This is a genomic window from uncultured Anaerococcus sp. (genome assembly GCF_937934665.1).
Lineage (GTDB): Bacteria > Bacillota > Clostridia > Tissierellales > Peptoniphilaceae > Anaerococcus.
The window spans coordinates 1-11,600 of record NZ_CALGYW010000015.1 but is presented as its reverse complement, the minus strand read 5'-3'; the positions used below and the strand labels follow the sequence as shown (position 1 = coordinate 11,600).

The 11,600-nt window shown below is 36.8% G+C and carries 11 protein-coding genes and 1 other annotated feature; of the genes, 6 read left to right on the top strand and 5 right to left on the bottom strand.

Annotated elements, in window-relative coordinates:
* Positions 1-464: 464 nt before the first annotated feature.
* The 3 genes from murJ to Q0410_RS00730 form a co-directional block, all read right to left on the bottom strand.
* Complete coding sequence (gene murJ, locus Q0410_RS00740; protein WP_299031725.1) at positions 465-1,967, bottom strand: murein biosynthesis integral membrane protein MurJ; 1,503 nt, start codon at positions 1,965-1,967, stop codon at positions 465-467.
* Positions 1,968-2,123: 156 nt separating this feature from the next.
* A complete protein-coding gene (locus Q0410_RS00735; protein WP_299031722.1) occupies positions 2,124-2,858 on the bottom strand; it encodes an amino acid ABC transporter ATP-binding protein in 735 nt (244 codons plus the stop codon).
* On the bottom strand, positions 2,836-4,410 hold the full coding sequence (locus Q0410_RS00730) for an ABC transporter substrate-binding protein/permease (RefSeq protein ID WP_299031719.1): 1,575 nt from the start codon (positions 4,408-4,410) through the stop codon (positions 2,836-2,838). Before Q0410_RS00730 ends, Q0410_RS00735 begins: the two co-directional genes overlap by 23 nt.
* 64 nt (positions 4,411-4,474) lie before the next feature.
* Positions 4,475-4,701 (bottom strand) — a binding site (T-box leader).
* A 91-nt stretch (positions 4,702-4,792) separates the two neighbouring features.
* On the opposite strand from Q0410_RS00730, the gene Q0410_RS00725 reads away from it, so the two are divergent.
* The 4 genes from Q0410_RS00725 (at position 4,793) to Q0410_RS00710 (ending at position 8,305) form a co-directional block, all read left to right on the top strand.
* Positions 4,793-5,293 (top strand): transcription repressor NadR, encoded by a 501-nt coding sequence (locus Q0410_RS00725; protein ID WP_299031717.1) that lies wholly within the window; start codon positions 4,793-4,795, stop codon positions 5,291-5,293.
* A 73-nt stretch (positions 5,294-5,366) separates the two neighbouring features.
* On the top strand, positions 5,367-6,383 hold the full coding sequence (locus tag Q0410_RS00720; protein ID WP_299031714.1) for a PTS transporter subunit IIC: 1,017 nt from the start codon (positions 5,367-5,369) through the stop codon (positions 6,381-6,383).
* A 121-nt stretch (positions 6,384-6,504) separates the two neighbouring features.
* Positions 6,505-7,296: an Mrp/NBP35 family ATP-binding protein gene (locus tag Q0410_RS00715; RefSeq protein ID WP_299031711.1), complete on the top strand. Its 792-nt coding sequence runs from the start codon at positions 6,505-6,507 to the stop codon at positions 7,294-7,296.
* A 1-nt stretch (position 7,297) separates the two neighbouring features.
* Positions 7,298-8,305, top strand: a complete 1,008-nt coding sequence (locus Q0410_RS00710; protein WP_299031708.1) for a DUF1002 domain-containing protein — start codon at positions 7,298-7,300, stop codon at positions 8,303-8,305.
* A gap of 50 nt (positions 8,306-8,355) precedes the next feature.
* Here Q0410_RS00710 and Q0410_RS00705 read toward each other — a convergent pair whose 3' ends face one another.
* Both Q0410_RS00705 and Q0410_RS00700 read right to left on the bottom strand, forming a co-directional pair.
* Positions 8,356-9,519, bottom strand: coding sequence for a C40 family peptidase (locus Q0410_RS00705; RefSeq protein ID WP_299031705.1), 1,164 nt, complete (start codon positions 9,517-9,519; stop codon positions 8,356-8,358).
* Between the two features lie 53 nt (positions 9,520-9,572).
* Complete coding sequence (locus Q0410_RS00700; RefSeq protein ID WP_299031703.1) at positions 9,573-10,163, bottom strand: hypothetical protein; 591 nt, start codon at positions 10,161-10,163, stop codon at positions 9,573-9,575.
* A 103-nt stretch (positions 10,164-10,266) separates the two neighbouring features.
* Here Q0410_RS00700 and glsA point away from each other — a divergent pair, with 103 nt between their 5' ends.
* Both glsA and Q0410_RS00690 read left to right on the top strand, forming a co-directional pair.
* Positions 10,267-11,199, top strand: a complete 933-nt coding sequence (gene glsA / locus Q0410_RS00695) for a glutaminase A (RefSeq protein ID WP_299031700.1) — start codon at positions 10,267-10,269, stop codon at positions 11,197-11,199.
* 142 nt (positions 11,200-11,341) lie between these two features.
* On the top strand, positions 11,342-11,600 hold a 259-nt coding region (locus Q0410_RS00690; protein ID WP_299031697.1), incomplete at its 3' end, for a hypothetical protein.

Below are 11,600 nucleotides of genomic sequence, written 5' to 3'. Positions count from 1 at the left end.
AAGGAAAAATTTGAGGCTAGTAAGGCTTACCTTTATAAGATAGCAGGTATTTTAAGAGAGAGGTACAAAAAGTCATTTTTAGTAACCTTAGAGCTTATGAAGAATAAGAACTAAGCTGATAACGGTGCACTTACAGAACTCATTATATAGAGAACGATAGAGATATCTCGCTACGCTCGATATGGAGTGATGATTTCAGTTTTACCTTTGATTAGGTCAATAATTTTACTAAAAAGATTAATTTCAAAAAGGAAATAAAGGTTAATTATTAAATATAAAATCAAATCTAAAGCAACCCACCTCCTCTCGACCTTGCTCGAGGTAAACTAAATAGAGAGGTCTCTATAGTTACCTATATTATGAAGTTTGGTAGATGCACTGTTATTATATAAGAATTCCAAACTAAAAAACGCCTTAGCCATCTTTTGAGATGCTAGGGCGTTTTGCTTTTACTTCTTATTTTTTTAAAATTTTCCAATCTTACCCACAAATTTTTCTTTTATCTCATCTAGCCCATCTACTTTTAGGGCAAATATTATTGCAAGATAGACCAAAGCTGCCACAAGGATTGTTACAAATAGCCATATATTTGATGGTCTTAGGTTGTAGATGAAGTTTGCTACATGGCCTAGGGCAGTTGCTCCTATTAAAATCTTGCCTATGTTTTTAAAGATGTAGGCATTATCAAGCTTGCCAAAGTGTTTTATATACATAGTACTTGCAAGGCCTACTAGGACAAACTGGCTTAGGGTTGTTGCAAGGGCCAGACCTATTAGGCCGTATCTTGCACTAAGGGTGTAGTCTAGGAAGATATTTACACTTAGCTGGATAAAGGAAATTAGGGTTGGGATTTTGGTGTTTTGTATTGAGAAAAATGACAGGTACAAGAGATCCGCAATTGCTGGTCCTATTAGGTAGATTGTGTAGTAGAAAAGCACATCTGCTGTTCTTATCATATCTTCATAGCCAAAGGCCCCACGCATATAGACAAAGGAGATTATAGGTCTTGATAAAACCATTAGGCCTACAAGCGATGGGATAAATAAGATCATTATTTTTACCATGGTTTTGCTGGTTATGTTTTTTACCTCTTTGAAATTACCTTCTGCAGCTAGCTTTCCTATGATAGGGTAGGCTGTGATTTGGAAGGGTACTATAAAGGTCGATGAGACTATTCTTAAAATTTTAAGTGAATAGTTTACTACCGACACACCCCCGTCATTTGCTACAATAGATGCAAAGGACTGGTCAACTATGGTTGAGATATAGACTGCCGCCATGGAAAAGATGGTAGGTATGGATAGTTTTATCAAGGTTTTTATATCTCTATCTATGTCAAGCCATCCCCTTTTTCTTTTAAAACCTACCTTTCTTATCTTTCTTGGAAAGACTATAAATTGGACTAGGTAGGCTAGGAAGATTCCTACTGCCATGATGTAGATATTGCCTTTTGATATGGCTACTGTTATTCCTAAAATTATGTTTAGGATAAGTAGGGGCAGGGCTGGGGTTATAAAATCACCTTTGATCTGGAGGTAGGATGAAAATATGGCTGCGTAGATATTTGGATACATGGTTAAGATTACCGCCCTCATAAAAAGCGAGGCGATTTTTAGCTTATCTCCGTCATAGCCTATGGCAAACATCTTTACTATGTAAGGGGCAAAGACAAGGCCCAGGATCATAATTGTGGTGCATAAAAAGAGAGAGAAGTTAAGTAGCTTATTGGTAAAGATATCTCCCGCGGCCTCACCTCTTTCCTTGCTTATCTTTGAATAGGTGGGGATATAGGTTTTTGATAGAGCGTAGGTGATTACAGAAAATATGAGGGTTGCCGCTGTAGTTGATGTATTAAAGGCATCTGTGATTGCGCTGGTCCCATAAAAGTAGGAAAAAACCATTTCTCTAAAGAAGGAAAATAGCTTACCTATAAGGTTTAGGACCATGAGCATGAGGGTATTATTCATAAAATCCTCCTAACTTTAAGAAATCTTGCCTTTTTCCATTAAAAAGTAGATAAGCAAAGGACAGTCCTTGCTTATCTACTTTATTTTTATCTATTAATTTTTTTTGATAGGCTCCGCTTTGGGGCCATTTTTTATTAAAATCTCTAGTATTTATCATTAGTTGTTTAAGAATCTCTTTAAAAATTCCTTTGTCCTTTCATGTTTAGGATTTTCAAACATTTCCTTAGCAGAAGTGTTTTCTAAGATTATACCCTTATCCATGAAAAGCACCCTATCTGAGACATCTCTCGCAAAATCCATCTCGTGGGTTACGACAACCATGGTCATACCAGACTTAGCAAGCTTGGTCATTACCTCTAGGACTTCTCCAACTGTCTCTGGGTCCAGGGCGCTTGTTGGCTCGTCAAATAATAGGACGTCTGGATTCATACAGAGGGCGCGGGCTATGGCGACTCTTTGTTTTTGACCACCTGATATCTGACTAGGTTTGGCGTTTATATATTGGGCCATGCCTACAGATTCTAGGTATTTTAGGGAAGTGGCCTTAGCTTCTTCTTTTGACTTGCCTAAGACTTTGATTTGACCTATCATGCAGTTTTCTAGGATGTTTTTGTTATTAAAAAGGTTAAAGTTTTGAAAAACCATGCCAACATTGGACCTGTATTTTCTTTGATCAAAGGAGTGGTCTAGGATATTTTCACCCTTGTAGATTATTTCCCCATTAGTAGGGTCTTCTAATAGGTTTAGGCAGCGAAGGAGGGTAGACTTACCAGAACCTGATGAGCCTATGATTGTTACTACTTCTCCTTTTTCTACTTCCATATTTATGTCCTTTAGGACTAGGTTATCGCCGAATTTTTTTTCTAAATTATTTACTTTGAGTATTGACATTTATAACTCCTGTTGATGATTCTAAGATAAAGTCCCTATCGTTAAACCTTTTTTCAAGTAGGAGTAAGAGCCTAGTAATAGTAAAGGTTAGGACTAGATAAATTACTGCTGTGATTAGGTAGGTTGGGAAGTATTGATAGGTTGATCCTGCAACAGACCTAGACATGAAGAATAATTCTGTAACAGATATTACATTAAGGACTGATGTATCCTTGATATTAATTACAAACTCATTTCCAAGAGATGGAAGGATGGTCCTTATGGTTTGTGGGAGGATGATATTTGTCATTGCCTGCCAGTTTGTAAGGCCAATCGCCTTGCAAGCTTCAAATTGTCCACTATCGACTGCATTTATACCGCCACGAACTACCTCTGATAAGTAGGCACCGGTGTTAATTGATACAATTAAAATCGCTGCAAACATGGTTGATAGGTCGATATCAAAATATTGTTTGAGGCCGTAGAAGATGATTACAGATTGAACCATCATAGGGGTACCCCTAAAGATTTCTACGTAGATAGAAAGGAGGACATTTACAAATTTGTGGAAGTAGTATCCGACTGGATTTGTTCTTTTATTTACATCTATCCTTCTAATGATTGCTACAAGGAGACCTATTACAAAACCTAAAACTGTTGATAAGATTGCAATAAAAAGCGTATTTACAACACCCTTTAGGAAGAGGGAAGAGTATTTAGACCAAATATCCTTAACTTCTGTAAAGAAGGTTTTTGGAGCTTCATCCTTGGTAGTAATATCTACCATTTCGGTCATGATTTCTTCTTGGACCTTGTCTATATCAAGGCTTTCTAGGTAGGAGTTGATTTCTTCTGTCATAGGAGACCCTTTGACTAGTCCTACTGCTACAGTTGTATCAGAGTCTGAAGTTTCAAAATTATTTTCATCATCAAACTTGATGTAGGTAAGGTTTGGATTTGAAGAAATAGCTGACTCTGCGCCTGCTTCTTCTGATACATAACCGTCTAGGGTACCTGCGTTAGTAGCAGCTATCATGGTTGGGAAAGAGTCCATTGGTTCTTGTTTTATGACCCCATCCATTTGGTCAACCACATCTGCGTGGAAGGTACCGAGCTGGCCAGTTATTTTTGCTCCCTTAAAGTCGTGGATTGATTTTGCACCTATATATTTTGAGTCTTTTGGTACAACTATACACATCTTTGCTCTGTAGTAAGGAAGAGAAAAGTCGATTTGTTCGCGTCTTTCATCTGTTGGACTCATACCTGCTAGGATCGCGTCAATCTTACCACTAGTTAGGGCAGGGATTAGGCCGTCCCATTCGATTTTGTAGATTTCTAGTTTTTTGCCAAGCTTATCTGCAATATTTTGAGCAAACCTTACGTCGTAGCCATTGGCATATTCGCCAGGTGAATTTGCTACAGGGTAGCCCCCGTTAGAATCGTCTGTCTCTGAGAAGTTATATGGAGCGTAGTTTACCTCCATACCAACTCTTAGTACGTCTTCACTTGCATAAGTATTTCCGATTGGAAATAAGAGAATAATCGCAAGTAAGAAATTAATAAGTCTTTTCATAGTATTCCTTTCATAAATATATTTGATTGTAGATTTAAAAAGCCCTTACTATCCAAAACTGGATAATAAGGGCGAAAATCGCGTTACCACCTTAATTTATGTATTTTTCACAAAACACACCTCTAAAAGTACAATCATACTCCTTTGCTATAACGTGCAAAACTCGTTCTCGGATCTATTCCCCGAGAAGACTCCAAGGCTTTATTCGCTAAAGGTTCTGATATCCCTTCGCATCTTCTGGGACTCTCTTTAATCTTTCACTCTAGTTACTCTTCTTTTCTCTGTCTTTAGCTTAATATTACACCAAATTATATTTGCTGTCAAGTCATTGTGATAAAATATTTAAAAAAACTAATATTTATTTTTGGAGTAAAGTATTTATATGGACGTAAATGAGAGAAGAATAGAAATTATAAAAATTTTACAAGAAGCAAGCAAAGCTATTTCTGGAAAAAGTTTGGCAGATAAATTTGGCGTTTCAAGGCAGGTCATAGTCAAGGACATAGGTATCCTAAAGGCTTGGGGAGTAGAGATTGTATCAACAAATAGGGGCTATAAGCTAAAAGAAGCTAGGGCCTGTGAGAGGATAGTAAGGGTAAGACATGACAAAAAAGCCATAGGAGATGAGCTAAATATCTTAGTTGATAGAAATATTACCATCAAGGATGTCTTTATATGTCACAAGGTTTACGGGACTATTAGGAAAAATCTCGACATCTGTTCAAGAAATGGAGTTAGGATCTTTTTAGAAAATTTAAAAAACGATGCGCCCCTTCTTAAACTTACCTCAGGCATCCACTACCACACCCTGGTTTCTAAAAATCCTTCTGATATGGAAAATGCTCTAGAAATCCTAAGAGAAAGAAAATATTTAATAGAATAATTTCCTGGTGTATATACAGATAGGTTTTTTTGTGGTATCATTAAATAGAATATTTATTTAATGAGAGGATTTTATGAAAGAATTTTTAAAGAAAAAAGGAGTAAGCCTAGACCCTAGTGTCTATTTTATAGATGCCCTGGGGGCGATGGCTTTTGGTTTATTTGCCTCCCTGCTTATAGGGACAATAATAAACTCTGTTGGAAAGATTTTTGACCTGACCTACCTTACAGAGAGGATTTGGCCTTTGGCAAGTGGGGGAGCAGGAGCAGCAATTGCAACAGCCATAGCCTATAGCCTAGATGCTCCAAAACTCGTTTTATTTGCCAATACCATTGTTGGGATCGGAGCCTATGAGCTTGGAGGACCAGTTGGAGTCTATGTGGCAAGTATTTTTGCAGTTGAATTTGGAAAGCTTGTTTCAAAGACAACTAAGCTTGACATAATAGTAACTCCCCTTGTTACAATCCTTGTTGGGGTAATTTTGGGAGATGTGGTAGGTCCTTATGTGGCAAGTTTTATGACTAGGCTTGGAGATTTCATAGTAAGGGCAACTGAGATGCAACCATTTTTCATGGGAATAATCATATCGGTGTCAATAGGTATAGCTCTTACCCTACCTATATCATCTGCAGCTATCTGTATGATGCTTTCCCTATCAGGCCTTGCGGCAGGGGCTGCGACTGTGGGATGCTGCTGTCAGATGATTGGTTTTGCGGTAATTTCCTATAGGGATAATGGAATAGAGGGACTTTTTGCCCAAGGTCTTGGTACATCTATGTTTCAAGTGCCAAACACCATCAAAAACCCGTGGATTTGGCTGCCACCAACCCTTGCTTCAGCCATCCTAGGGCCTGTTTCGACCATGGTTTTTAAGATGACAAATATTCCCCTAGGAGCAGGCATGGGCACAAGTGGACTTGTTGGACAAATAGGAACCTTCCAGGCCATGGCAGGGGAGAATTTTACAAGCCTTTTTATAAGAGTGGTAGTCCTTCAAATAATATTGCCAGCGATTTTATCCCTTATCATTTATAAAATAATGAAAAATAAGGGCCTTATTAAAGACGGGGATATGAAAATAGATTTTTAAATTATAATCTTTACTTTCCTTACAATAATTTTAATGGAAATTTAAGGACAAATATCATATAATTAAGACAAAAGCATAGTAAATATGCTTTTGTCTTTTCAAAAAATAAATAGGAGATAATATGACAAATAAAACACCAAATTTTGATAAATTTAAAATAGAAACTCAACCAGATACCCATATAGGCAAGATTATTGCCGTTATGAGTGGTAAGGGAGGAGTAGGAAAGTCATCTGTGGCAAGCCAAATAGCTGTAAGCCTTAAAAACAAGGGCTATGAAGTAGGACTTTTAGATGCAGATATTACAGGCCCTTCTATAGCAGAAGCCTTTGGTATAGATGATGTAGTCAAGGGCACTGCTGAAGGGATTATGACTCCAGCTAAGGCTGATAATGGTCTAAAACTTATTTCAACTAACATGATCCTACCAAAAAAGACTGACCCAGTAGTTTGGAGATCATCTATTGTGACAGGGGTTATCAAGCAGTTTTATACAGACGTAGACTGGGGTAAGATTGACTACATGGTTGTAGACATGCCTCCAGGAACAGCAGACGTGCCACTTACAGTTTTCCAATCCCTACCAATAGACGGGGTGGTAGCTGTAGCAACTCCTCAAGGTCTTGTAGAAATGGTTGTGGAAAAATCTCTAAAGATGGCCAAGATGATGGGCAAAAATATCATAGGTCTAGTTGAAAATATGTCCTATTTTGAATGCCCTGACTGTGGAAGCAAACACGCTATCTTTGGCGAATCAAATATAGAAAAAGTTGCAGAAAAATACGGAGTAGACACTCTAGTTAAACTTCCAATAGACCCATCTATAGCATCTAAGATTGACGCAGGGATGGCAACTGAGATTCACAATGAACTACTAAATCCTATTATAGAAAAAATTGAAGGATTAGACTAAAATGAAAAAGAAAATGCTTACCCTAAGTTTGGCCTTTTCGCTTATTTTATCAAACCTTGCCTATGCGGCAGGTTTTGATAAAAATAAGGACGATATTATTTATGGTGTCGCTTTAGATAGTAAGCAAAGAAAAATTGTTGATAATGCTGTTGGCATAAGTGCGGAAGAATATAATGTGGAAACTGTGAATGGAGCTGACCTTAAAAAATATTTAGGCTATGGTACAGAAGATTATAATATGATCTCATCTATAGTTGTAAAAAGACTTGAAAAAGGATCTGGTATTAGGGTAATTATAAAAACTCCTGGCAATATCAACCAAATTACTGAAGCCCAATACACAAATGCGGCCATCACAGCAGGATTAACTGATGCAGAAATCTATGTAGCAAGTCCAAAGCCTGTTACTGGCGAATCTGCCCTAGTAGGGGTTTATAAGTCAGAAGAGCTCCGCGGGGAAAATCTTGACCCAGAAAGAACAAAAACAGCCCAAGATGAGCTAAAAACTGTGATAGAAGTATCTAAGGAAAATGAATCTAACCCTGACTTTGACAGCAAAAAGTTAGATAGCGCTGTAATTGAAGTTAAGCAAAAATTGGCTGATTATAAGGAAGAAAATGGTAAAACTGCATCAAATGATCAAATTACAACTTATATAATCGACGCCCTTAAAAATGTAGATATGGACAATGTTTTGTCAAACAACAATATAAATGTCTTGGTAAATTATTTCAACTCTTATCAAAATACTTCAGCCATAGATAGCAAGGAAGTCAGAGACAACCTAGTGAAACTTGCCAAGGACATAGGGGGCAAGGCAGGAAAATTTTATGAAGATAACAAAGACTCCATAGACAAGTTTGCCAAAGACAACAAGGAAAACTTTGATAAAATCGCCCAAGACGCCAAGGACTCAGGTCTCTTAGATAAGTTTATAAACTTCTTAAAAGACGTTTTTAATTCGATAATAAGCGTATTTACACAAGATAATTCATCAAATAACGGATAGTAAACACAAAAAAATTGCTGACACGAGGAATCCCCTCGTTCAGCAATTTTTTAGTTTACTATTCTTTTTATTGAGATTGGGTTTCTGATTGGGCTTATGATTATACCTGTTCTTGGGCTTGAGGCGTGGACCATATTGCCGTAGCCATCAGCTATACCAACGTGGGTTATATTATATAAGCTTGTTCCAAAAAATACCAAATCTCCGGCCTTTTCCTGGCCAAATGGTACTTCCATTCCGTATCTTTGTTGGCTTTGGGCAAAGTGAGGTAAGCCTATTCCTATAGTCTGATATACTCTCATGGTAAAACCAGAACAGTCTATACCATTATATAAGTCTTCTCCGCCAAAGACATAAGGATTTCCTAAAAACTTAACAGCATATTTGTAAAGGTCTATACCTGTTTGGCTTCCTGCCATGTGGACAGTTAGCTCAGGAAGATCACTTGTAGCCTCATAAGTTTCCCCTTCTGTTAGGGTATAAATTGGGCCTTGGTCAAAGCTTGGAGTTTGCCTAAAGGTTATAGATTCGTTTAGCAAATTATAATAGCTATAAAATTTATCGATAGTTTCTTGGTCCCTAAAGGAAAGGGCTAGGTCCTTAAAGTGGACATAACCGATTTTCTCTTTAGAATTTGCAATTTCATCATTTATTGTGACGGTAGCAGGTGTCCCTCCATCGCGTCCTAGGGTTTCTACTGGGACTTGTTCTAGGGTTAGGGTTTCTACAAAACCTTGTCGGGCCTTGGCTAGCCTATCAGAAATATTTACAAATTTATTGTCAAAACGATCCTGTTCATAGGAAACTTTGACAAAATCATCTACATTTATAAACTCTAAGATGGTAAGCTTAGTACCCTCTCTCAGAGTATAGCTAGTAAGGTTATCAGCATCATCTGAAGGGTCTTTTTTTATCTCTGTATCATTTACAAGACTGGTGTGGTTTAGCTTGTAGAAATGATTTTTTTCGACAAAGCCTACCCTTCCTTGGTATTCTATTTTATAATAATTATCATCTTCTGCCATCATATTATATAGGTCTGTAGTGTCTATATTTGCCTTTTTAGTGAGATTTCCTTCTTCTTCTATGTAAAAATTTGAAGAATCAGCTACTTCCTTATTTATCATAACACTATCTGCTAGGGCTGTTTTTGGAAATAAGAGCCCCAGACCTAAAATTAGGCAGGAGAGATATGACTTGGGTCTTTTAAGCATATAATCTCCTTATCACCATAATTTTATAATTTTTTTTGAAAATAAGTCAATAGCTAAAAGCGTTTAAATAATTCATAGGCAAAATCAACCAATTCTCCTGAAAAGTCATATCTCAAATAAGCTGGGTCAAGATGCTTAATTCTCACCCTATCTAAGGCATCAGCATCCTTGAAAAGCTTGGCAAGCTTCTTTGTTCTTTCGAAATCATCCTTAGGGCCTATGAATTCTCTGATGGTTTCATTCATTATCTTATCATCAGAAGAGTGGGCCGCAATGACAGCTTGGATAACACCATCATCACTCTTTTCTGCATAGGAATAGCCTATGGATTCCTTGGCTGCCCTGTGGCCGTGGTCTGTATCCCAACCATCATTTACCCTTTTTGTATCATGAAGACTGGCAGCATTTCTTAAAACGTCTGTGTCTTTTTGATCAAGCTTGTAATGGAAGGCCAAAAGGTGGGAGAAAAATATTACCCTTTCTATATGGTCCCTGCCGTGGATATTTGAATCAAAAAGGATCTCCATATTTAATCTCTGGTAAGAATCCTTTAGAACATCGTAGTAAGTTGAATTAACGAAGTCATTAATAAATGGGTAAGCTTTTATCCATTCTTCATTTTCTAATATATCTATTATCTTCATGGTTTCCCCTTTCATTATATTTAAAATCCTACTTATATTGTATCACTTATCTTATTAAAGTACATTAATATTAATATATAAAAAAATTTAGGAGAGTGACTTTATGTTTTTTGATAGAAATGAAATCGATAGGAGAATAAGACAATCTATTGTAAAAAGTGAAAAGGCCATAGGAAAAGGAGAGGTGGCTTCATACATACCAGAACTTTTAAATGTAGACCCAGATACCTTTGCCCTATCTATCACATCTACAACTGGAGACACCTATAGCTATGGAGAGGTAGATAAGGAATTTTCTATACAGTCCATTTCAAAAATCCTAGACCTCTTGGTTGCTCTTAATGACAATACTATAGAGGAAGTTTATAATAAGGTTGGTAGCGAGCCAACCAGGTACGAATTTAACTCCCTAGTGCCTATTACAAATAAGCCAGCCAATCCCTTTATAAATGCAGGAGCTATTACAACATCGTCCATGATAAGGGGGATGGGAGTAGATGATAAGTTTGAGAGAATTTTAGATTTTTATAAACTAATATCAGGTTCTGATAAGGCAAGGCTTATGAAGGATATCTATGAGTCAGAGATGGAGACATCTGATAGAAACAAGGCCATATCCTACTACCTAAAATCTAAGAAAATCTTTGACCTTGACCCAAATGAAGTCCTAGACTTATATATAAAATCTTGCTCCATAGGATCAAATGTAGAGGACCTATCCCATTTTGGTGCAGTACTTGCCAACAAGGGCTACGGTCTATACGAAACCAAAGACCTAATCCCAGAATCAATAGTATCAATACTAGTAAGCCAAATGTCATCTTGCGGGATGTATGAAAACTCCGGCCGCTACCTGATGGATGTAGGCATCCCATCAAAATCAGGAGTAAGTGGTGCCATCCTAGGCATAGTCCCAGGCCTATGCGGCATAGCGGTATATTCGCCAAGGCTTGATAAAACAGGCAACTCAGTAAGGGGCAAGGAACTACTTAAAATTCTATCCTATGAATTAGATCTGAATATTTTTATAAGATAAGAATAAAACTTCTACTTGACAAAATTCTATTGAGTAGAAGTTTTTTATTTTGAAATTTTCATGGAAAATTATTGATTTTTAAGTATAATTATTTTTATATCAATTTTTTTGCTTTGTTTAATGTGCTAAAAATGGAGGTGAAATGAATCCTATTATCAATTTTCTAGGGATAAGAAAGAGAAAATTCGCTTACTTTGCTCTTTTTATTCTGGCCCTAGTTTCAAATCTTCTTTTAATCTCAGCACCCCTAATCCAAAAGTCTTTGGTAAATAATTTGTTGTCTGGAACTATTTTAAAAAGCGATATTTTAAAGTTTTTACTGGTGAGCTTATCTGTAGTAATCATAAGTTTCATCCAAATTTATATGCTAAATAGGATTAAGATTTTAGTACAAAAGTCTA